The organism is Pseudomonas sp. R37(2017) (assembly GCF_002113375.1).
GTDB lineage: Bacteria > Pseudomonadota > Gammaproteobacteria > Pseudomonadales > Pseudomonadaceae > Aquipseudomonas.
In genome coordinates this window covers 51,484-74,040 of the sequence record NZ_NEHO01000016.1, presented here as the reverse complement: position 1 = coordinate 74,040, position 22,557 = coordinate 51,484, and the positions used below count along the sequence as shown (strand labels likewise).

The 22,557-nt window shown below is 62.0% G+C and carries 22 protein-coding genes and 1 pseudogene; all 23 read left to right on the top strand.

Annotated elements, in window-relative coordinates; translation table 11 throughout:
- Positions 1-132: 132 nt before the first annotated feature.
- The gene (gene cbiE / locus CAG47_RS22115) at positions 133-1,347 is read left to right on the top strand and encodes a precorrin-6y C5,15-methyltransferase (decarboxylating) subunit CbiE (RefSeq protein ID WP_085727396.1); all 1,215 of its coding nucleotides are present in this window, start codon (positions 133-135) and stop codon (positions 1,345-1,347) included.
- On the top strand, positions 1,337-2,434 hold the full coding sequence (locus tag CAG47_RS22110) for a cobalt-precorrin-5B (C(1))-methyltransferase (RefSeq protein WP_085727394.1): 1,098 nt from the start codon (positions 1,337-1,339) through the stop codon (positions 2,432-2,434). Before cbiE ends, CAG47_RS22110 begins: the two co-directional genes overlap by 11 nt.
- Entirely contained in the window at positions 2,431-3,147 is a 717-nt protein-coding gene (locus tag CAG47_RS22105; protein ID WP_085727392.1) for a cobalt-precorrin-6A reductase, read from the top strand. The genes CAG47_RS22110 and CAG47_RS22105 overlap by 4 nt, the downstream gene beginning before the upstream one ends.
- Before the next feature lie 154 nt (positions 3,148-3,301).
- Complete coding sequence (locus CAG47_RS22100) at positions 3,302-3,592, top strand: addiction module antidote protein (protein WP_085727390.1); 291 nt, start codon at positions 3,302-3,304, stop codon at positions 3,590-3,592.
- Between the two features lie 100 nt (positions 3,593-3,692).
- Positions 3,693-4,091, top strand: a complete 399-nt coding sequence (locus CAG47_RS22095; protein ID WP_085727388.1) for a DUF2946 domain-containing protein — start codon at positions 3,693-3,695, stop codon at positions 4,089-4,091.
- 46 nt (positions 4,092-4,137) lie between these two features.
- On the top strand, positions 4,138-4,617 hold the full coding sequence (locus CAG47_RS22090) for a copper chaperone PCu(A)C (protein ID WP_085727386.1): 480 nt from the start codon (positions 4,138-4,140) through the stop codon (positions 4,615-4,617).
- Between the two features lie 21 nt (positions 4,618-4,638).
- On the top strand, positions 4,639-5,082 hold the full coding sequence (locus tag CAG47_RS22085) for a DUF2946 domain-containing protein (protein ID WP_085727384.1): 444 nt from the start codon (positions 4,639-4,641) through the stop codon (positions 5,080-5,082).
- 192 nt (positions 5,083-5,274) lie between these two features.
- Entirely contained in the window at positions 5,275-7,392 is a 2,118-nt protein-coding gene (locus CAG47_RS22080) for a TonB-dependent copper receptor (protein ID WP_085727382.1), read from the top strand.
- A gap of 110 nt (positions 7,393-7,502) precedes the next feature.
- Positions 7,503-8,882: a PepSY domain-containing protein gene (locus CAG47_RS22075; protein ID WP_085727380.1), complete on the top strand. Its 1,380-nt coding sequence runs from the start codon at positions 7,503-7,505 to the stop codon at positions 8,880-8,882.
- Between the two features lie 158 nt (positions 8,883-9,040).
- Positions 9,041-9,578 (top strand): annotated as a pseudogene (locus tag CAG47_RS22070) (ABC transporter ATP-binding protein); the annotation flags it as partial.
- 247 nt (positions 9,579-9,825) lie between these two features.
- A complete protein-coding gene (locus CAG47_RS22065) occupies positions 9,826-10,773 on the top strand; it encodes an ABC transporter substrate-binding protein (RefSeq protein WP_085727376.1) in 948 nt (315 codons plus the stop codon).
- A complete protein-coding gene (locus CAG47_RS22060) occupies positions 10,770-11,780 on the top strand; it encodes an iron ABC transporter permease (protein WP_085727374.1) in 1,011 nt (336 codons plus the stop codon). Before CAG47_RS22065 ends, CAG47_RS22060 begins: the two co-directional genes overlap by 4 nt.
- A gap of 235 nt (positions 11,781-12,015) precedes the next feature.
- A complete protein-coding gene (urtA, locus tag CAG47_RS22055; protein WP_007996683.1) occupies positions 12,016-13,281 on the top strand; it encodes an urea ABC transporter substrate-binding protein in 1,266 nt (421 codons plus the stop codon).
- Between the two features lie 229 nt (positions 13,282-13,510).
- The gene (urtB, locus tag CAG47_RS22050; protein ID WP_085727372.1) at positions 13,511-15,013 is read left to right on the top strand and encodes an urea ABC transporter permease subunit UrtB; all 1,503 of its coding nucleotides are present in this window, start codon (positions 13,511-13,513) and stop codon (positions 15,011-15,013) included.
- A complete protein-coding gene (gene urtC, locus CAG47_RS22045; protein WP_085727370.1) occupies positions 15,013-16,092 on the top strand; it encodes an urea ABC transporter permease subunit UrtC in 1,080 nt (359 codons plus the stop codon). Before urtB ends, urtC begins: the two co-directional genes overlap by 1 nt.
- A gap of 11 nt (positions 16,093-16,103) precedes the next feature.
- Positions 16,104-16,973 (top strand): urea ABC transporter ATP-binding protein UrtD, encoded by an 870-nt coding sequence (gene urtD, locus CAG47_RS22040; RefSeq protein ID WP_085727368.1) that lies wholly within the window; start codon positions 16,104-16,106, stop codon positions 16,971-16,973.
- Between the two features lie 132 nt (positions 16,974-17,105).
- Positions 17,106-17,804: an urea ABC transporter ATP-binding subunit UrtE gene (urtE, locus tag CAG47_RS22035; protein ID WP_085727366.1), complete on the top strand. Its 699-nt coding sequence runs from the start codon at positions 17,106-17,108 to the stop codon at positions 17,802-17,804.
- 198 nt (positions 17,805-18,002) lie between these two features.
- Positions 18,003-18,842, top strand: coding sequence for an urease accessory protein UreD (locus tag CAG47_RS22030; RefSeq protein ID WP_085727364.1), 840 nt, complete (start codon positions 18,003-18,005; stop codon positions 18,840-18,842).
- Positions 18,843-18,986: 144 nt separating this feature from the next.
- On the top strand, positions 18,987-19,289 hold the full coding sequence (locus CAG47_RS22025; RefSeq protein WP_085727362.1) for an urease subunit gamma: 303 nt from the start codon (positions 18,987-18,989) through the stop codon (positions 19,287-19,289).
- Between the two features lie 9 nt (positions 19,290-19,298).
- Entirely contained in the window at positions 19,299-19,832 is a 534-nt protein-coding gene (locus tag CAG47_RS22020; protein ID WP_085727360.1) for a GNAT family N-acetyltransferase, read from the top strand.
- 6 nt (positions 19,833-19,838) lie between these two features.
- Entirely contained in the window at positions 19,839-20,372 is a 534-nt protein-coding gene (locus CAG47_RS22015) for a GNAT family N-acetyltransferase (protein WP_085727358.1), read from the top strand.
- Complete coding sequence (locus tag CAG47_RS22010; protein ID WP_085727356.1) at positions 20,372-20,677, top strand: urease subunit beta; 306 nt, start codon at positions 20,372-20,374, stop codon at positions 20,675-20,677. The genes CAG47_RS22015 and CAG47_RS22010 overlap by 1 nt, the downstream gene beginning before the upstream one ends.
- Before the next feature lie 140 nt (positions 20,678-20,817).
- Positions 20,818-22,518 carry an urease subunit alpha gene (gene ureC / locus CAG47_RS22005; protein WP_085727355.1) on the top strand — a complete coding sequence of 567 codons (1,701 nt, stop codon included), beginning with the start codon at positions 20,818-20,820 and terminating at the stop codon, positions 22,516-22,518.
- The last annotated feature ends 39 nt before the right edge of the window (positions 22,519-22,557 follow it).

Below are 22,557 nucleotides of genomic sequence, written 5' to 3'. Positions count from 1 at the left end.
AAAGTGCGCGGTATTATGCCTGCTTTACTTCGCTGCATGAAAAGACTCCGGTCGGGAAGAGAAGGCAGTCAGCTCAAGGAACCCGCGCTATCATGCCGCCCAACAACGTTGAACGCGTGACTGAGGAACGGCATGACACCCTGGCTGACGGTAGTAGGCATCGGCGAAGACGGTTTCAAGGGCCTGGGCAAGAACGCCCGGCATGCGCTGTTGCGCGCCTCGAAAATATTCGGCGGCCAGCGGCATCTGGATTTGCTCCCACCGTGCATACGTGGCGAGCGCCAGTCGTGGCCGAGCCCTTTCTCCCTTGAGCCGCTGCTGTCCCACCGTGGCGAACCCGTTTGCGTCCTGGCCAGTGGTGATCCGATGTTTTACGGCGTCGGCGCCAGTCTCGCCCGCCAACTCCCCGCCGCCGAAATGCTGACGCTTCCCGCGCCATCCTCCTGCTCACTGGGCGCCGCGCGAATGGGCTGGCCCCTGCAGGATGTAGTCACTGTTTCTGTGGTGGCCCGGCCTGTCGCCGCACTCAATGCCCACCTGTCCAGCGGCGTGCGCCTGCTGGTATTGAGCAACGATGGCCGCAGCCCTGCCGCCATCGCCGCACTGTTGCGCGAACGTGGCTTCGGCCCCAGCCGTCTCAGCGTGCTGGAACACCTGGGCGGTGAAGCCGAGCGGCGTGTCGACGGTATCGCCAGCGACTGGAGCGATACGCTGATCGCCGACCTGAACCTGATCGCCATCGAGTGTATTGCCGAGCCGAACACGCTGCGCCTGTCGCGACTGGCCGGCCTGCCGGACTCAGCCTTCAAGCACGATGGCCAACTGACCAAACGCGATGTGCGCGCCATCACCCTCGCACGCCTGGCACCGGTCCCCGGAGAGCTGCTGTGGGACGTCGGTGCCGGCAGCGGTTCGATCGGCATCGAATGGATGCGCGCTCATCCGAGTTGTCGCGCCCTGGCCATCGAGGCGGATGCGGGCCGACAAACATTGATCGAACACAACCGCGATACCCTTGGCGTTCCTGGCCTGCAACTGGTTCGCGGCAGTGCGCCACAGGTCCTGGCGGGGCTTGAGCGGCCGGACGCGATTTTCATCGGTGGAGGTGTCACTCGCGAAGGCGTGCTCGATACTTGCTGGGCCGAACTCAAACCCGGAGGCCGGTTGATTGCCAACGCCGTCACCCTGCAAAGTGAAATGACCCTGATGGCCTGGCGAGAGCAACACGGCGGTGAACTGACCCGCATTCATATCGCCCAGGCGCAACCGCTGGGCGACTTCGACACCTGGCGTCAGGCCTTGCCGATTACCTTGCTGGACGTGACGAAACCCTCCGATGCGCGATGAAACCGCCGAACAACCCGCCCCCCTGCGCAGTGGCCTGACCACCGGCAGTTGCGCCACGGCTACCAGCCTCGCCGCCGCGCGTCTGCTGCTGGCTGGCACATCGGCCGATGCGGTGGAAATCGTGCTGCCCAAAGGCAAGCAGGTGCAGATGCGCCTGGAATTCTGTCGCCTCACCGAAGACGGCGCCGAAGCGGGAACCCTCAAGGACGCCGGTGACGATCCCGATGTGACCCACGGCGCCCTGCTCTACTCCCAGGTGCGCCTGAGCACCGAGCCGGGGACTCGCTTCCATGCCGGTCGCGGCGTCGGCACCGTGACCCGGCCCGGGCTGGTGCTGGGTGTCGGCGAGCCCGCGATCAACCCGGTGCCACGCAAGATGATCAGCGAACACCTGGCGCGCCTGGCCGACGAACTCGGCTACAGCGGTGGTTTCGACGTCACGGTCAATGTCGAAAACGGTGAGGCACTGGCACTCAAAACCATGAACCCGCGCCTCGGCATTCTGGGCGGCCTGTCGATCCTCGGTACCAGCGGCATCGTCCGGCCGTTTTCCTGCGCAGCCTACATCGCCTCGATCCACCAGGGCATCGACGTGGCGAAAACCAACGGTTATCTGCACATCGCCGCCTGCACCGGCAACGCCAGCGAAGACACCATGCGTCGGGTCTACAACCTGCCGGAAATCGCCCTGATCGAAATGGGCGACTTCGTCGGTGCCGTGCTCAAGCACCTGCGCAAAGTGCCGGTGGATAAACTCAGCCTGTGCGGTGGTTTCGGCAAGATCAGCAAACTGGCGGCCGGGCATATGGACCTGCACAGTCGCCATTCGAGTATCGATCTGCCGCAACTGGCACTGTGGGCGGCGCAGGTCGGCGCCGATGCGACGTTGCAGCAGAATATCCGCGAAGCCAACACCAGCCAGCAGGCACTGGCCATGGCCGCCGCAGCCGGGGTCGCCCTGGGCGATGCGGTCTGTCGGCACGCCCTGGATTTTGCCCGCAGCGTAGTGCCGGCGCAGGTCCAGGTGGAAGTCTTTGCCATCGATCGCCAGGGCGGGATCGTTGGCCACGCGGGAGCCTTTCAATGAAACGCATCCTGTTGCTCGGCGGCGTGACCGAAGCCCTGGTCATTGCCCGCACACTGGGACCGCAGCATATCTACAGCCTGGCCGGGATCGGCCGGGTGCCGACCGACCTGCAATGCCGGGTTCGGGTCGGTGGCTATGGCGGTGTCGAGGGCCTGGCGCAGTTCATTGGCGATGAAGGGATCGATCTGCTGCTCGACGCCACCCACCCCTACGCCGCCCAAATCAGCCAGAACGCTGCGCTTGCCGCGCGTTTGAGCGGCGTTCCCTGCTGGGCGCTACGGCGTCCGGCGTGGCAAGCCCAGGCGGGAGATGACTGGCGCGAAGTCAGCGATTGGGTCGAACTGATCGAAGCCCTGGAGCCCTTCCACCGACCGCTGGTCACCCTCGGTCGCGAACCCCTGCAGCACCTGGATGAAATTCCCCCGGAGCAATTCTGGACCCTGCGCGCACTGGACGTGTATCCGGGCAACGAACGCTGCGAAGTGATTGGCGCCCGTGGGCCATTCCTGATCGACGATGAACGTGAACTGTTCGAGCGCCGGAACATCGACGTGCTGATCAGCAAGAACAGCGGCAGCACAGCGACCGAACCGAAGCTCGAAGTGGCCCGTGAGCGTGGGGTGCCGGTGATCGTCTTGAAGCGGCCGGTGTTGCCGGGGGTTGATCGGGAATTTTTCTCGGTGGCAGATATGCTGGATGCCCTATCGATGTAGGACTGTTCCTTAGGCCTACCAAACCTTGCGATTCCGCTGGCAGTATTCTCAGACGAAGCTGACTATCGACTCTACAGCCTCAATCCTATTGTTCGCCCCCTCCTGAACCAATCAAGAGCACCCGGCACACCATATCGGTAATGAGGAGTAAATCATGGCCGAACAATTTACGCGTTTTGATGCCGTCGAGTTTCTCAAATCACCGGAAGAAATGGCGGCTTATCTGGATGCCTGCTTTGAAGAGGATGCTGGAGACGGCGTGCTGATACGTGAAGCGCTCAACGATATCGCCCGGGCAAAGGGCATGACACAAATAGCCCGTGATGCTGGCCTGGGACGCGAAAGTCTTTACAAGTCGCTGAGCAGTAGTGGCAATCCGGAATTCGCGACTATCATGAAAGTTATGAAAGCCTTGGGTCTGCGATTGCACGCCATCGCTGTCTGATAGTGCTGCGACACCACACCGCACGTCGCCTTTTTACTTATCGGCCCTGATCAGGCTAAATAGCCCGCGTCTGATCGCTCAACCAAACGGATTTTGTCCCATGTCCCGACAACGGCTCGCAATTGCCTGGATAGCCTGCTTCGCAGTGCTGTTCAACTTGCTCGCCATGCCGATGTCCGGAGCGATGGCGCAAACAGCGAAGTCATCCGCCGAACAGTTGTTGTGGGGCAGTTTCTGCAGCTCCAGCGGCACCAGGATGGTGGCGATTTCCATCGGCGGCCTTGAACAGAAAGCCCCGCAGAACGACGAACACTCCAACATGCAGCATTGCTGGTGCTGCTCGGGTTCTGCGCCATTGGTGGCGTTGCCGGGGCATACGCCACAGCTGTATTTTGCGCACTTCGAGTCCAACCGAAGCCTGCCTGCGACCTCTCTCGAAATCCCGTCACCGCGCCAGCAAAGGCCGAGCCTCAATCCCCGCGCATCCCCTCTGGTGTGATTTTTTCGCAATCGACCTGCGTTTCAAATCGTTCCGGAGAACTGCCATGTTGAACAAACTCATCGTTCTGGCTGCGTTGCTGCTGCCTGCCTGCTTTGCCAATGCCCACGAATACAAGGTCGGCGCACTGGAAATCGCTCATCCCTGGTCCCAGGAGTTGCCACCCAATGCGCCCACCGTCGCGGCGTATTTCGTGATCGACAATAGAGGCACGGCCGACGATCGCCTGCTCAGCGTCGACACACCGATTGCGGGCGAAGCGCAATTGCATGAGCACCTGATGCAAGGTGACGTGATGAAAATGCAGCACGTACCGAGCGTGGCAGTGCCAGCCGGTGGCGAGGTCACTTTCGCACCGATGGCCTATCACGTGATGTTGCTGGGCCTGAAGGACCGTAGCCTGCTGGTTGATGGCAAGCGCTTCCCCATGACGCTGCACTTCGAGAAGGCCGGCGATGTGACGGTCGAAGTCGCGGTGCAGAAACAGGCCCCGGACAGCATGCCAGCGCACGCGCACAATCCGTAATCGCCCAAGCTGAAAACGCCCGTGCGCCCGCTTAGCGCCAGGTCGTCCAGGTCGCGCAATCAGGCTTTGAGCCTGACACGCGGCAGCTGGATCAGCCTGTTCGCCATGCTGATGATCTTCATCGGTCCGCTGATTTCTCAGTCGATGCCGATGGACTCGCGCGCCATGTCGATGACCATGCCAATGGGTATGAGCATGGACATGTCGGCGCTGGAGCATGCCGACCATGACGTGCAAGCCTCCGCCGAGCATTGCCCGCCTGCCCCGGGGCACCATGTACTGTGGGAAAAATGCGGCTATTGCAGCCTGCTGTTCAATTGCCCGGCGCTGACCGGTGGCGTGTCTTTCGCCAACTTCCTCATCCCCCCCGTCAACACCTTCACCACCCCCTCTGTGCGCCAGGGCCACGCCCGGCAAACTTTCTTCCCCGGCGCCCGTACCCGCGCCCCGCCCGTCGTCGCGTAAACACTCACCTCTGGTTTCACACGGCCCCCAAGACAGCCAAAGCAACCTGTGGGAGCGGGCTTGCTCGCGAAAACGGTGTGCCAGTCGACATCTGTGTTGACTGACACGCCCTCCTCGCGAGCAAGCCCGCTCCCACAGGAACAGCTTCAGGCGCCCGGCCGTGTCGTTTACGACTGTTCGATGGAAATTGTCATGTCCAGGTTTTCTGCTGTCCCGCGCTTGAGCCCTGCCCAAGCCTCTTATGCCTTGAACGAATCCGGCGTTCGTTTCAGGCACGCCACCGCGATCCTGTGCGGTGCTTTGCTGGCGCCCTCTGCACTCGCCGATGAACATGCCGGTCACAGTGAAGAACTGAGCCCGACGGTGATTACCGCCGTTGCGCCCAGTTCGCCCTTGACCATCGTCACCAACCCCAAGGACCCGCGCCAACCGGTACCGGCCAGTGACGGCGCCGATTACCTGAAGACCATCCCCGGCTTTGCCATGGTGCGCAATGGCGGCACCAACGGCGACCCGGTGCTGCGTGGCATGTTCGGCTCGCGTCTGAACATTCTCACCAACGGCAGCATGATGCTCGGTGCCTGCCCGGGCCGGATGGACGCTCCGACTTCCTACATCTCGCCGGAATCCTACGACAAGCTCACCGTGATCAAAGGCCCGCAAACCGTGTTGTGGGGGCCTGGCTCTTCGGCTGGCACCATCCTGTTCGAACGCGAGCCTGAGCACTTCGGTGAACTCGGCACACGGGTCGACGCCAGCGTTCTGGCCGGCTCCTATGGCCGCTTCGACAAACGGGTGGACGCCGCAGCCGGCGGTGAGTCGGGTTACATCCGAGTCATCGGCAACACTGCGCACTCCGACGACTACCAGGACGGCAACAACGACACCGTGGCATCGCGCTATGAAAAATGGAACGGTGATGTAGCGCTGGGTTGGACGCCCAACGCCGACACCTTGCTGGAGCTGACCGCCGGCCGTGGCGACGGTGAAGCCCGCTACGCCGGACGCAGTATGGATGGTGCGCAATTCCTGCGCGAAAGCCTCGGCTTGCGTTTCGAGCAGTCCAACATCGGCGAGATTCTGGATACGGTCGAAGCGCAGGTCTACTACAACTACGCCGACCACGTGATGGACAACTACACCCTGCGCACGCCTTCCGGCACCGGCATGATGGCCGGCCCCATGGCCTCCAACGTCGACCGCCGCACCCTCGGCACACGGATCAAGGCCACCTGGCGCTGGGCCGATGTGCAACTGGTCAGCGGCATCGACGCGCAGGCCAACGAGCATCGCGAGCGCAGCGCCATGGACATCGACACCTACAAGGACCTGCCATACACCAAGGATGCCGGTTTCCATAACTACGGTGTGTTCGGCGAACTGACCTGGTACGCCGCCGACCGCGACCGCCTGATCAACGGCGCGCGCCTGGACCGCGCCTCGGCCAAGGATTATCGGCAGACCATCGGCTCGGGCATGATGACCCTTCCGAACCCGACAGCCGGCGACACCCGCGCCGATACCCTGCCGAGCGGTTTCATCCGCTACGAGCACGACCTGGCCGACAGCCCGACCACGCTCTACGCCGGTCTCGGGCACACACAACGGTTCCCGGATTACTGGGAGCTGTTTTCACCTGATTCCGGCCCTGCCGGATCGGTGAATGCCTTCGACTCGATCAAACCGGAAAAAACCACCCAGCTCGATTTCGGCCTGCAATACAAGACCGAAGCACTCGAAGCCTGGGCCTCGGGCTACGTCGGGCAGGTACGCGACTACATCCTGTTCAACTACACCCCGACAACGATGGGTACGACTTCGCAAGCCGAAAACATCGACGCGCGAATCATGGGCGGCGAACTGGGCGCCGCCTACAACTTCACCGACAACTGGAAAGCCGACGCGACCCTGGCCTACGCCTGGGGCAAGAACAGCAGCGATGGCAGCGCATTGCCGCAAATGCCGCCGCTGGATGCCCGTTTCGGCCTGACCTACAGCGAAGAAAACTGGAGCGCCGGCGCACTGTGGAGAGTGGTCGCCGCGCAAAACCGCATCGACCAGAACAAAGGCAACGTGGTCGGCAAGGACTTCGACAAGACGCCGGGGTTCGGCGTGTTCTCCCTCAATGGAGCCTATCGGATCAACAGCAACTGGAAGGTCAGCAGCGGCGTCGACAACCTGTTCGGCAAGGCTTACGCCGAACACTTGAACCTGGCCGGCAACGCCGGTTTCGGTTACCCCGCCAATGACCCGCAAGCCATCAAGGAACCGGGGCGCACGCTCTGGACCAAGGTGGACATGAGCTTCTAAACGCTTCGCGAGCAGGCCCGCTCCCCTGTAGGAGCGAGCCCGCTCGCGATCGGTTGCAACGCAACCGCCAAACAAACAACCAAAAGATCCAGCCAAGCGGAGCACACGCGATGAAACAGCCCAAAGTGAATTTCTACAACCTGGCCTGGCGCTGGCATTTCTATGCCGGCTTGTTCGTGGCGCCATTCATGGTGATGCTGGCCCTGACCGGCACTATCTATCTGTTCAAACCGCAACTCGACTCGCTGATGTACAGCAGCCTGCTCAATGTCCCGGCCGGTCATCACACGATCCCGGCCGACGACCTGCTCAAGCGCGTGAAAGATGCGTATCCCCAGGCAACGATCAAACAGTACCTGCCACCGGTCAATGCCGAACGCAGCGCCCAGTTTGTCGTGATCAATGGCAGCAACGAGCTGAACGTCTTTGTCGATCCGTACCACGGCGACATCCTCGGCGAGCAAGACGCCAAGAAGAACCTGCAAGCCATTGCCCGTGCGATTCACGGCGAACTGATGATCGGCACCCTTGGCGATCGCCTGATCGAACTGGCCGCCGGTTGGGGCGTGGTGCTGGTGGTGTCCGGCATTTTCCTGTGGTGGCCGCGCGGTCAGGCGGCAGGCATTTTGTGGCCACGCCTGAACAGCCGTGGTCGCGTCTTGTGGCGTGACCTGCACGCGGTCACCGGCTTCTGGGGCGCATCCCTGTTGCTGGTGATGCTGCTCAGCGGCATGACCTGGACCGGCTTCTGGGGCAAGCAATACGCCGAAGTGTGGAACCTGTTCCCGGCAGCCATGTGGGATGACGTGCCGAAGTCCGATGTCGAGGCGCGCAGCCTCAACACCGCAACCCGCCAGACCGTGCCGTGGGCGATGGAAAACACACCGATGCCGATGTCCGGCGACCATGCCGAGCACATGGCCCACGACGGTGCATCCGCCGGCCCGGCCGCGCCGACAGTCCGCCTGCAAGACGTGCAAAACATCGCCAGCGAGCGCAAGGTCGAGCCGGGGTACAGCATCACCCTTCCGACCACCGCGACCGGCGTGTTCACCATCGCCGTGTTCGCCGATGACCCGCGCAATGACGCCACGTTGCACATCGATCAGTACAGCGGCAAGGTCCTGGCCGATGTACGTTTCGAACACTACGGCAGCGTCGCCCGCGCCACGGAAATCGGCGTGATGCTGCACGAAGGCAAAATGTTCGGTGTGTTCAACCAGATCGTCGTGTTGCTGATCTGCCTGATGATCCTGCTCAGTGCCGTCAGCGGCGTGGTGATCTGGTGGAAGCGTCGCCCGCAAGGAAAACTCGGCGTGCCGCCTCTGCGTCACGACCTGCCGAAATGGAAAACCGCCATGGTGATCATGTTCGCCCTGGCGGTGGCCTTCCCCTTGGTGGGGGCTTCGCTGGTAGCGGTGTGGGTGCTCGATCGTGTGCTGCTGTCGCGCTTCACCCGGCAAACTGAGAACGTCTCATCTTCATCTTGAAACAGGCGAGATGCGTGGGGCTCAATGGGCTGTAAACTCCCGCACATGTCACCTCGGCCCTCTTCGCGAGCAGGCTCGCTCCCACAGGAGTTTCGTAAATCCTGTGGGAGCGAGCCTGCTCGCGAAGGGGCCATCAGCATCACCTCAAGAGTCACTGCATGTCCTCGCTGAACCTCACAAACCTCACCTGGTCCCCACTGGGTCACGGCCATTGCCACCATCAGTTCCAGCTGCGTGACACCTCCGTACACGTGGCCACCGGTGAGTTCGTCGGGCTGATCGGCCCCAACGGCAGTGGCAAGACCAGCCTGTTGCGTTGTGCATGGCGCTTCAGTCAACCTGCGCACGGCGAGGTCCGGCTCGATCACCAGAATGTCTGGAAGCAATCCTCGCGCTGGTGCGCACAACGCATCGCCGTGGTCTTGCAGGAGTTCCCCGACGCCTTCGGCCTGACCGTCTTCGAGGTGGTCGCCATGGGCCGCACGCCACACAAAGGCTTGTTCGATGGCGACACACTCGAGGACTCCAAACTCATCCATCAGGCCCTGGAATCGGTCGGCCTCAAGGGTTTCGAAGAGCACGGCTTCGCGACCCTCTCCGGTGGCGAAAAACAGCGGGTGATCCTCGCCCGCGCCCTGGCCCAGCAACCACAGTTGCTGATCCTCGACGAACCGACCAACCACCTTGATCCGCGCTATCAGCTTGAGCTGTTGCAGTTGGTCAAGCGCCTGCGCATCGGCACCCTGGCGAGCATCCACGATCTCAACCTGGCCGCGGCTTTCTGTGATCGGCTGTATGTGATCGACCATGGCCGTATCGTTGCCAGTGGCACACCGAAAGAGGTCCTGACGGCTGCTCTGCTGCGCAATGTCTTTGCTGTCGAAGCGCTGATCGATGAGCATCCGCTGCACGGCTACCCACGAATCACCTGGATAACCCAACCATGACTTTGCGTTCCCTCTTCTGCCTCGCGATGTTGCTGGGCAGCGCCCAGGCATTGGCCGAAGCCACCCGTTACCCGCTGACGATCAAAAGCTGCAACCGCGAAGTGACCTTCAAGCAGGCACCGCAACACGCCCTCAGCCACGACATCAACATGACCCAGATGATGCTCGCCCTTGGCCTCAAGCCACGGATGGCCGGCTACAGCGGCATCAGTGGCTGGAAGGCCGTGACACCCCGGATGCAGGTCATCCTCGAAGGCCTGCCGGAGCTGGCGGCCAAGTACCCGTCGGTGGAAACCCTGCTCAATGCCAACGTCGACTTCCTCTTCGCTGGCTGGGACTACGGCATGCGCATCGGCGGCGACCTCACGCCGCAAACCCTGCAACCGCTGGGCATCGATGTGTATGAGCTGACCGAGTCTTGCGCTTTCGTGATGAAGCGCCCGCCGGCCAGCCTCGAAGACACCTACAACGACCTGCGCAACCTCGGCAGGATCTTCGACGTGCAGGACCGCGCCAATGCCCTGATCACCGACATGCAGGCGCAAGTGGCGGCCATCGGCAAAGACCTGCCCGCGGAAAAACCACGGGTGTTCCTGTATGACAGCGGCGAAGACCGGGCCATGACCTCGGGGCGGCTGGGCATGCCACAGGCGCTGATCGACGCCGCAGGCGGGCGCAATATTCTGGAGGACGTCGACGCGAGCTGGACCCGGGTCAACTGGGAAACCGTGGTCGAGCACAATCCGCAGGTGATCGTGATCGTCGACTACAGCGAAATCACCGCCGAACAGAAGATTCAATTCCTGCTGGCCAACAAGGCCCTGCAATCGGTGGACGCGATCAAGCACCGGCGCTTCGTCGTCATCCCTTACGTGCAAGCCACGCCGGGGATCGATAACGTGTTGGCGGTCGCCACCCTGGCCAAGGGTTTCCACGGCGAATGATCAACCGTCGCTACGCCTTGTCGTTGATCGTCCTCGCTGCGCTGTTGCTGGTGTCATGCGTGGTGTCCCTGGGTTTCGGCCCGGCACGGGTGCCGCTGGATGGGGTGTGGCGCATCCTCTTGCACAAACTGTTCGGTTACGGTGTGCCGGACTGGAGCACCGGACAGGAACACATCATCTGGCTGATCCGCGTCCCGCGCATGCTGCTCGGCGCGCTGGTGGGCGCCGGCCTGGCGTTGATCGGCGCAGTGCTGCAAGCGGTGACGCGCAATCCGTTGGCGGACCCGCACTTGCTCGGCGTCACCTCCGGCGCGACCCTGGGCGCGGTGATCGTGGTGCTGCATGTGGGGGAAATCGTTGGCCTGCTGACCTTGCCGATCGCGGCATTCATCGGTGCATTGCTGAGCATGCTGGTGGTGCTGATGATCGCCAGCCGCCACGGTCGCCTCGACAGTGACCGATTGCTGCTGTGCGGCGTGGCGGTGTCGTTCGTGATGATGGCGATTGCCAATTTGCTGCTGTTCATGGGTGACCATCGAGCCAGTTCGGCCGTGATGTTCTGGATGCTCGGCGGGCTCGGGCTGGCACGCTGGGAATTGCTGGCGGTGCCGACCGCCAGTGTGTTGCTCGGGCTGATTTTGCTGTTGGGCATGGCGCGACCGTTGAATGCGCTGATGGCCGGCGAGCAGACAGCCGTGACCTTGGGCCTGAATGCACGCACCGTGCGCATGCAGGTATTTTTGATTGCGTCATTGATGACCGGGGTGCTGGTATCGATCAGCGGCTCCATCGGTTTTGTCGGGCTGATGGTGCCGCACATTGCGCGGCGCCTGGTCGGGGCTGAACACCGAAGACTGTTGCCGGTGTGCGTGTTGCTCGGCAGTCTGTTTCTTGTTTGGGTCGACGTCGCCGCCCGGACATTGATCGCTCCCGAAGACCTTCCCATCGGCGTCGCTACAGCTGCGATTGGCGGATTGTTCTTCATCGGCCTGATGCGCCGCCGCTGATTCACAACCCTCCCACAGTTGATTTTCAATGCTCATGAAACTGCGCCCCAATGTGGCGCGCCTCAGCGCACCGGACCACTCCCGATGTCCCCTCATGGTGCGCCATAAACCCGCGCAAGCCCTCTAGTACAAGGTTCCCCCGCCTTTTCCCAACCGGGCACAGCCCTTGCAAAACACACTTCAGCCGTCCGCATCTGCCAACCAAGAAAACACATGAGTTCATGGAGATCGCACAATGAAGCGTCGCAGTTTGATCAAGGCTTTCACACTCTCGGCATCCATTGCCGCGATGGGCATGACCTGGACCGTCCAGGCCGCCGAGACCATCAAGGTGGGTATTCTGCATTCGTTGTCCGGCACCATGGCAATCTCCGAAACGTCGTTGAAAGACATGGCGTTGATGACCATAGACGAGATCAACGCCAAGGGCGGCGTCAACGGCAAGATGCTGGAGCCAGTGGTGGTCGACCCGGCTTCGAACTGGCCACTATTCGCCGAGAAGGGCCGTCAGTTGTTGACCCAGGACAAGGTCGCCGTGGTGTTTGGTTGCTGGACTTCAGTGTCGCGCAAATCGGTATTGCCGGTGTTCGAAGAACTCAACGGTCTGCTGTTCTACCCGGTGCAATACGAAGGTGAAGAGATGTCGCCGAACGTGTTCTACACCGGTGCCGCGCCGAACCAGCAAGCGATCCCCGCCGTTGAATACCTGATGAGCGAGGAAGGCGGCAGCGCCAAGCGCTACTTCCTGCTCGGCACCGACTACGTCTACCCGCGCACCACCAACAAGATTCTGCGCTCGTTCCTGCACTCCAAAGGCGTGGCCGACAAGGACATCGAAGAGGTCTACACCCCGTTCGGTCACAGCGACTATCAAACCATTGTCGCCAACATCAAGAAGTTCTCGGCAGGCGGCAAGACGGCCGTTATCTCCACCGTCAACGGCGACTCCAACGTGCCTTTCTACAAAGAACTGGCCAACCAGGGCCTGAAAGCCACCGACGTTCCGGTCGTAGCGTTCTCGGTGGGCGAAGAAGAACTGCGCGGCATCGACACCAAGCCACTGGTGGGCAACCTGGCGGCGTGGAACTACTTCGAATCGGTGGAGAACCCGGTCAACAAGAAGTTCGTCGACGACTGGAAGGCCTACGCGAAGAAACACAACCTGCCGGGCGCCGACAAAGCCGTGACCAATGACCCGATGGAAGCCACTTACGTCGGCATCCACATGTGGGCGCAAGCGGCGGAAAAAGCCAAATCCACCGACGTCGACAAAGTCCGCGAAGCCCTGGCCGGCCAGACCTTTGCCGCGCCGTCCGGCTACACCCTGACCATGGACAAGACCAACCACCATCTGCACAAGCCGGTGATGATCGGCGAGATCCAGTCTGACGGGCAGTTCAACGTGGTATGGCAGACCGAAGGCCCGATCCGCGCCCAGCCGTGGAGCCCGTTCATTCCGGGCAACGACAAAAAGCCGGAGTATGCGGTGAAGAGCAACTGAGCCATTGGGCCTGACAATTGTTCAGGCCCAACATCACTCCCTGTGGGAATGGTTTTTTGTGGCGAGGGGGCTTGCCCCCGTTGGGTTGCGAAGCAGCCCCAAAACGGTGACTGCGGTGTATCAGGTACATCCAAGGCATCGATTTACGACTGCTGTGCAGCCGAACGGGGGCAAGCCCCCTCGCCACACAAGCCCGCTCCCACATTCAGTCCGAGCAAGGCGACTCTTTATGCCCACTGCCCTCTACCGCTTCCTCCTGGCCATCGCGCTCTTTTTGCCGATAGCCGCCCATGCCACCGACGCCGAAGACTTCGTCGCCGCCAATCCCGTGCAGCAAGCCAGGCTGCTGGAGTCTTGGGCCGCGCAGCCCGATCCGGCCCGTATCGCGTTGATCAACGCCCTGCAACAAGGCGAACTGACCATCGACGGCCAAGCGAAAACCCTGCGTCTGAACAACCGCCTGCGGGGACTGATCGATACGGCCCTGGCCAGTCATCAACTGCTCGCCGACGACGCCAAAGTCCGTCTGGCCGCCGCGCAGCAATTGCAGAAAAGCGCCAAACCGGCGCAGTTGAAATACCTCGACCAGCGACTGGCTGGTGAACAGGACGAACGCGTTCACGCCGCGCTGAGCCTGGCCCTGGCCAACCTGCAACTGGTGGACGCCGACCCGGCCGTGCGCCTCGCCGCTGTGCGCCTGCTCGGCGAAACCGGCGATCCGCTGGCCCGTACTCGCCTGCAAAACCTGCTGGAGCCGGGCGTCGAAACAGACGCGAATGTGCGTACCGCGGCTGAAACCAGCCTCGCTCAAGTCAAACGCAAGCTGCTGGTCGGCGAGATGCTCGGTCAGGCCTTCAGTGGCATGTCACTGGGTTCGATCCTGCTGCTCGCCGCACTGGGACTGGCAATCACCTTCGGCCTGCTCGGCGTGATCAACATGGCCCACGGTGAGATGCTGATGCTCGGGGCCTACTCGACCTACGTCGTGCAACTGATGTTCCAACGCTTAGCCCCGCAGGCGATCGAGTTCTATCCGCTGATCGCGCTGCCCGTGGCCTTTTTCGTCACCGCAGCCATCGGCATGGCACTGGAGCGCACGGTGATTCGCCACCTCTACGGCCGTCCGCTGGAAACCCTGCTCGCCACCTGGGGCATCAGCCTTATGCTGATCCAGTTGGTTCGCCTGGTGTTCGGCGCGCAGAACGTCGAAGTGGCCAACCCGGGGTGGCTGTCGGGCGGGATTCAAGTGCTGCCCAACCTCGTGCTGCCGTACAACCGTATCGTCATCATTGCCTTTGCACTGTTTGTGGTGGTGCTGACGTGGCTGCTGCTGAACAAGACGCGCCTGGGCCTGAACGTGCGCGCCGTCACCCAGAACCGCAACATGGCCGCCTGCTGCGGCGTGCCTACCGGACGCGTGGACATGCTTGCCTTTGGCCTCGGCTCGGGCATCGCCGGCCTCGGTGGCGTGGCTCTCAGCCAGATCGGCAACGTCGGGCCGGACCTCGGCCAGAGCTACATCATCGACTCGTTCCTGGTGGTGGTGCTCGGCGGTGTCGGCCAATTGGCCGGCAGCGTGCTGGCCGCATTCGGCCTGGGGATCGCCAACAAGTTTCTCGAGCCGCAGATCGGTGCCGTGCTCGGCAAGATTCTCATCCTCGCGTTGATCATTCTGTTCATTCAGAAACGTCCGCAAGGTCTCTTCGCGCTCAAAGGACGGGTGATCGACTGATGAACCAGCCCCTGATGCTCACGGCCACGCAAAAGGCCGGCCCGAAAGTCACGATCGCCGTCGGTGTGGCGATTCTCGTTCTTCTGCTGGCATTGCCGCTGCTGTCGCTGTTACCGGCGGACAGTACGCTGCACATCTCCGCCTATACGCTAACGCTGGTGGGCAAGATTCTTTGCTACGCCATCGTTGCCCTGGCGCTGGATCTGGTCTGGGGTTATGCCGGCCTGCTGTCCCTCGGCCACGGCCTGTTCTTCGCCCTCGGCGGTTATGCCATGGGCATGTACCTGATGCGTCAGGCCTCGGGCGATGGTTTGCCGGCGTTCATGACCTTCCTGTCGTGGAACGAAATGCCGTGGTTCTGGACCGGCACCGGCAGCTTCCTCTGGACCCTGTGCCTGGTGGTGCTGGCTCCGGGGTTACTGGCGTTGGTGTTCGGTTTCTTCGCCTTCCGTTCGCGGATCAAGGGTGTGTATTTCTCGATCATGACCCAGGCCCTGACCTTTGCCGGCATGCTGCTGTTCTTCCGCAACGAAACCGGCTTCCGCGGCAATAACGGCTTCACCAATTTCCGCACGATTCTAGGCTTTGGCATCACCGAGCCAGGCACCCGCGCGGCGCTGTTTTTCGCCACGGTGCTGTTGCTGGTGGCGAGCCTGTACATCGGCTGGCGCCTGGCGCAGAGCAAGTTCGGCCGGGTGTTGACCGCACTGCGCGATGCGGAGAATCGCCTGATGTTCTGCGGCTACGACCCGCGCGGGTTCAAGTTGTTCGTCTGGGTATTGAGCGCGGTGTTGTGTGGCCTGGCCGGTGCGCTGTACGTGCCACAAGTGGGAATCATCAACCCGAGCGAGATGTCGCCGACCAACTCCATCGAAGCAGCGGTGTGGGTGGCCCTTGGCGGTCGCGGCACCTTGATCGGTCCGCTGCTCGGTGCCGGTGTGGTCAACGGCATGAAGAGCTGGTTCACCGTGGCGTTCCCCGAATACTGGCTGTTCTTCCTCGGTGCGCTGTTCATCGTCGTGACCCTGTACCTGCCCAAGGGCGTGATCGGTCTGCTGAATAAAAGAGGTGAGCAATGAGGCTTGTAGAAATGAGGAGCACTGCAACCGCTCAATTCATGCTCGAACCGGCGTTCTTTCCTGTGGAGCCCAACAAGGACGCCGGCAGCAGCCGCGACGCCATCGGCCTCGGCCAACGTGCCGACAAAGGCCTGAACACGCGCCATGGCACCATCCTGACCCTGGAAGACATCAGCGTCAGCTTCGACGGCTTCCGCGCACTGAACAATCTGAACCTGTACATCGGCGTTGGTGAGTTGCGCTGCATCATCGGCCCCAATGGCGCGGGCAAGACCACGCTGATGGACGTGATCACCGGCAAGACCCGCCCCAGTCACGGCAAGGCCTGGTTCGGCGAAACCCTGGACCTTGCTTCGATGAGCGAAGTGCAGATCGCCCAGGCCGGTATCGGTCGCAAGTTCCAGAAGCCGACAGTGTTCGAAGCCTTGAGTGTGTTCGAGAACCTGGAACTGGCGCAGAAAACCGACAAGTCGGTGTGGGCCAGCCTGCGGGCACGCTTGAGCGGCGAGCAGCAAGACCGCATCGCCGAAGTGCTGGAAACCATTCGCCTGACCCGCTCGGTCAATCGTCCGGCCGGCCTGCTGTCCCATGGTCAGAAGCAGTTCCTGGAGATCGGCATGTTGCTGATGCAGGACCCGCAACTGTTGCTGCTCGACGAACCGGTCGCGGGCATGACCGACGCTGAGACCGAGTTCACCGCCGAGCTGTTCAAGCGCCTGGCCGGCAAGCACTCGCTGATGGTGGTGGAACACGACATGGGCTTTGTCGGCTCGATTGCCGACCACGTCACGGTGCTGCATCAGGGCAGCGTGCTGGCCGAGGGGTCGCTGGAGCAGGTGCAGGACAACGAACGGGTGATCGAGGTCTATCTAGGTCGATAGACCTGCCAATACATCCTCCTGTAGGAGCGAGCAGGCTCGCGAAAGCGGTGCATCAGTCACCAACGATGTTGAGTGTGCCGACGCCATCGCGAGCATGCTCGCTCCTACAGGGGATCTGAGGAGAATCTGAACATGCTGCAAGTCGACAAACTGCACCAATACTACGGCGGTAGCCACATCCTGCGCGGCCTGACGTTTGACGTGAAGGTCGGCGAAGTCACCTGTCTGCTTGGCCGCAACGGCGTGGGCAAGACCACCCTGCTCAAATGCTTGATGGGCCTGTTGCCGGCCAGGGAAGGCGCGGTGAACTGGGAAGGCAAGCCGATCACTGCGTTCAAACCGCACCAGCGCGTACAGGCCGGCATCGCCTATGTGCCGCAGGGCCGGGAGATCTTCGGCCGCCTGACCGTGGAAGAAAACCTGCTGATGGGACTTTCACGCTTCCCGGTCGGCGAAGCCAAGGCAGTCCCGGCGTTTATCTACGAGCTGTTTCCGGTGCTGCTGCAAATGAAGCAGCGGCGCGGCGGCGATCTGTCCGGTGGCCAGCAACAGCAACTGGCGATTGGCCGAGCGCTGGCCAGTCGCCCTCGCCTGTTGATCCTCGACGAACCTACCGAAGGCATCCAGCCATCGGTGATCAAGGAGATCGGTGCCGTGATCAAAAAACTCGCGGCCCGGGGCGATATGGCGATTTTGCTGGTGGAGCAGTTCTACGACTTCGCCGCCGAACTGGCCGATCAATACCTGGTGATGTCCCGGGGCGAAATCGTGCAACAAGGGCGCGGAGAAAACATGGAAGCGGAAGGTGTGCGCGGGCTCGTTACCATCTGAGCCGTTACGTCCGCGCTCAACGAGCCGAAAGCGCCCGAAGCGGACCGCCGCTTCGGGCAAGGCACCAATTTGTCGCGCCGAACCTGCGGCTGCGCACGCTATTGGTGCACCCAAGCGCTCAGTAGCCCTCTCCTGCCTGAAATGCCTGGCGGCACAGCCTTTGCAAACATCCTGACAAGCTCACGATAAGCACTGACTATGACCCTTCCCGCTTCCGGCGCCTTGTTCACCCCCAGTTGGCACGCCGAACTGGAACTGGGCTACGCCCGATTCGACAACACCACGCGCCCGATCCTGCGCCGCCACACAGGTCCGTTGCGGGTGCAAAAACACCTGTATGCAGAGGGGCCGGAAGTCTGCCAGCACATCATTGTCCACCCGCCCGGCGGGATTGCCGGCGGTGATCGGTTGGAGATCTCGGCCAGCGTCGAGCGTAACGCCTGGGCGCAAATCACCAGCCCAGGCGCGGCCAAGTGGTATCGCGCCACCGACCCGGCCTGTCAGCAACTGAGTTTGCAAGTGGCGGCCGGTGCGACTCTGGAATGGCTGCCCCAGGAAACGATCGTTTTCAGCGCTGCCCAGGCGCAACTCAGTACCCGCATCGACCTTGAGGGCGATGCACGGCTGTTCTACTGGGACGTCGTCGCCCTGGGCCGTCCAGCCAGCGGCGAACGCTTCGATCTTGGGCACTTCCAGGCACAACTGGATATCCGTCGCGACGGCCAGTTGCTCTGGCATGAACGCCAGCGCATTGTCGGAGCGGACGGCTTGCTTGATTCACCCATCGGGCTCGACGGGCAACCGGTGTTTGCGACGCTGCTGGTGACGGGTGAGATCGATAGCGAACGATTGGAAACCTGCCGCTCGCTGCCCAACGACGTGCGCGGGGATCTGACCCAGTTGCCGGGCTTGCTGGTTGCACGGTGCCTGGCCAGTGAAGCGCTGCTGGCGCGGGGGTGGTTGATTGAGCTCTGGAAGTTGTTGCGCCCCGCCTTGCTTGGCCGCGAAGCCTTGCCACCCAGAATATGGAACACCTGAATTGCTTTTCTGTAGGAGCGAGCATGTTCGCGATAGCGGTGTATCAGTTGCCATATATATTGAGTGTGCCGACGTCATCGCGAGCCTGCTCGCTCCTACAGGGGATACCCAACTCTTTTTTATCTGCCCTGATGGATGTCTACAATGGACTTGACCCCACGCGAAAAAGACAAGCTGCTGATCTTTACCGCCGGTCTGCTGGCCGAGCGGCGTTTGGCCCGTGGCGTGAAACTCAACTATCCGGAGACCATGGCCTACATTTCCGCGGCGCTGCTTGAGGGCGCCCGCGATGGCCAGACCGTGGCCGACCTGATGCACCTGGGCACTACCCTGCTGACCCGCGAACAAGTGATGGAAGGCATCCCTGAAATGATCCCGGAAATCCAGGTCGAGGCCACCTTCCCCGACGGCACCAAACTGGTCACCGTCCACCAACCCATCGCCTGAGGCCGCACCATGACTTACCACATCCGCGATGCCGTGCATGCAGACCTGCCGGCCATCCGTGACATCTACAACGACGCGGTGCTCAACACCACGGCGATCTGGAATGAACAGGCAGTCGATCTCGGCAACCGCCAGGCCTGGTTCAGCGCCAGGCAGTCCCAGGCCTATCCGATTCTGGTGATCGTCGATGTCGACAACACCGTGCTCGGCTATGCCTCGTTCGGCGACTGGCGGCCATTCGACGGTTTCCGTCACACCGTCGAGCACTCGGTCTACGTGCGCAGCGACCAGCGTGGCAACGGCCTCGGCCCGCAACTGATGGACGTGCTGATCGAACGCGCCAAAGGCTGCGGCAAGCACGTGATGGTCGCGGCCATCGAAAGCGGTAACGTCGCCTCCATTCGCTTGCATGAGCGCATCGGCTTTATCACCACCGGGCAAATGCCTCAGGTCGGCACCAAGTTCGGTCGCTGGCTGGACCTGACCTTCATGCAGTTGACCCTCAACCCCGGCGCGCAGCCGCCGAGCATCGACCAGGAGTAATGCCCGATGAACGCCGCCCAACTGCGACGCGTCAACGTTGAAAGCTTTGCGCATTATCGCCAGGGCCTGATCGATCTGCTGCTCGATGCCGTCGGCCATGGCGCCAGTGTCGGCTTCATGGCTGACCTCGATGCGACCCAGGCCCACGCCTATTTCGATGAAGTCCAGGACAACCTCAACAAGGGCAGTGTGTTGCTGTGGGTGGTGGTCAAGGACGAGCAGGTGCAGGCCAGCGTACAGCTGGGCCTGTGCCAGAAAGCCAACGGCCTGAACCGTGCCGAAGTGCAGAAGTTGCTGGTGCGCGAACAGGCGCGGCGCCACGGACTGGGCCAGCAATTGATGAGTGCGCTGGAGGAGGCCGCCCTGCAGTACAAGCGCGGCATGCTTTACCTCGATACCGAGGCCGGCTCGCCCGCCGAAGACTTCTACCAATCGCTGGGTTATACACGCGTCGGCGAGATTCCCGATTACGCCTGCGACCCGAGTGGCTGCTACAAGCCGACCGCCCTCTACTACAAGATCCTCCAGGGAGCCCATTGATGATTCCCGGCGAATACCAGATCCAGCCCGGCGAAATCGAGCTCAACGCCGGTCGGCGCACCCTCAGTCTGAAGGTGGCCAACAGCGGTGACCGACCGATCCAGGTCGGTTCGCACTATCATTTTTTCGAAACCAACGACGCCCTGACGTTCGACCGGGCCGCCAGTCGCGGCATGCGTTTGAACATCCCCGCAGGCACTGCCGTGCGCTTCGAACCGGGACAGAGTCGCGAGGTGGAATTGGTGGACCTGGCCGGGCATCGTCGGGTGTTCGGCTTTGCCGGCAGAGTCATGGGTGACCTGTAATTCATGTGGTGTCCCCATTGGCCCCTTCGCGAGCAGGCTCGCTCCCACATTGGAATGCGATCAACTGTGGGAGCGAGCCTGCTCGCGAAAAGCGAGCTATGCGAGCGATTTCAAATTCAATTGAATTCCAAGGCGAACGAATGAAGATTTCCCGTCAAGCCTACGCCGACATGTTCGGTCCCACCGTCGGTGACAAGGTGCGCCTGGCCGATACCGAGTTGTGGATCGAAGTGGAACAGGACTTCACCACCTACGGCGAAGAAGTGAAGTTCGGTGGCGGTAAAGTCATCCGTGACGGCCAGGGTCAGAGCCAGTTGCTGGCCGCCGAGGTGGTCGACACCCTGATCACCAACGCACTGATCATCGATCACTGGGGCATCGTCAAGGCCGACGTCGGTCTCAAGGACGGGCGCATCGCAGCGATCGGCAAGGCCGGCAACCCGGATATCCAGCCCAACGTCAACATCGCCATCGGCGCCAGCACCGAAGTCATTGCTGGCGAAGGCATGATCCTCACCGCCGGCGGTATCGACACCCACATCCACTTCATCTGCCCGCAGCAGATCGAAGAGGCCTTGATGAGCGGCATCACCACCATGATCGGTGGCGGCACCGGACCGGCCACCGGCACCAATGCGACCACATGCACCTCCGGGCCGTGGCACCTGGCGCGCATGCTCCAGGCCGCCGACGCGTTCCCGATGAACATCGGCCTGACCGGCAAGGGCAACGCCAGCCTGCCGGAGCCGTTGATCGAGCAGGTAAAGGCCGGCGCCATCGGCCTCAAGCTCCACGAGGACTGGGGTACTACGCCAGCGAGCATCGACAACTGCCTGAGCGTGGCCGACCGGTACGACATACAGGTGGCGATCCACACCGACACCCTCAACGAATCCGGTTTCGTAGAGACCACACTCGCCGCCTTCAAGGGCCGCACCATCCACACCTACCACACCGAAGGAGCCGGTGGCGGTCACGCGCCGGACATCATCAAGGCCTGTGGCTTTACCAATGTGCTGCCAAGTTCGACGAATCCGACCCGGCCGTTCACCCGCAACACCATCGACGAACACCTCGACATGCTGATGGTCTGCCACCACCTCGACCCGAGCATTGCCGAAGACGTGGCCTTCGCCGAGAGCCGCATCCGTCGCGAGACGATTGCCGCCGAAGACATCCTCCACGACCTCGGCGCGTTCTCGATGATCAGCTCCGACAGTCAGGCCATGGGCCGCGTCGGCGAAGTCATCACCCGCACCTGGCAGACCGCCGACAAAATGAAAAAGCAGCGCGGCCCACTGCCCGGCGATGGCGCCGGCAACGACAACTTCCGCGCCAAACGCTACATCGCCAAGTACACCATCAACCCGGCGATCACCCATGGCATCAGCCATGAAGTGGGTTCGGTCGAAGTGGGCAAATGGGCGGACCTGGTGCTCTGGCGTCCGGCGTTCTTCGGGGTCAAGCCGACCCTGATCCTCAAGGGCGGTGCCATTGCGGCCAGCCTGATGGGTGACGCCAACGCTTCGATTCCGACCCCGCAACCGGTGCACTACCGTCCGATGTTCGCCAGCTACGGCGGCTCGCTGCATGCCACCAGCATGACCTTCATCAGCCAGGCGGCGCAGGAGGCAGGCTTGCCCGGGGCGCTGGGTCTGAAAAAGAAAATCGCCGTGGTCAAAGGCTGTCGCGACGTACAGAAAACCGACCTGATCCACAACGACTACCTGCCGAACATCGATGTCGATCCGCAGACCTATCAGGTCAAGGCCGATGGTGTTTTGCTCTGGTGTGAGCCGGCGCAATCCTTGCCGATGGCGCAGCGCTACTTCCTGTTCTGAATCGACTGACACGCCTGAAAAAAGGCCTCGCACACACCG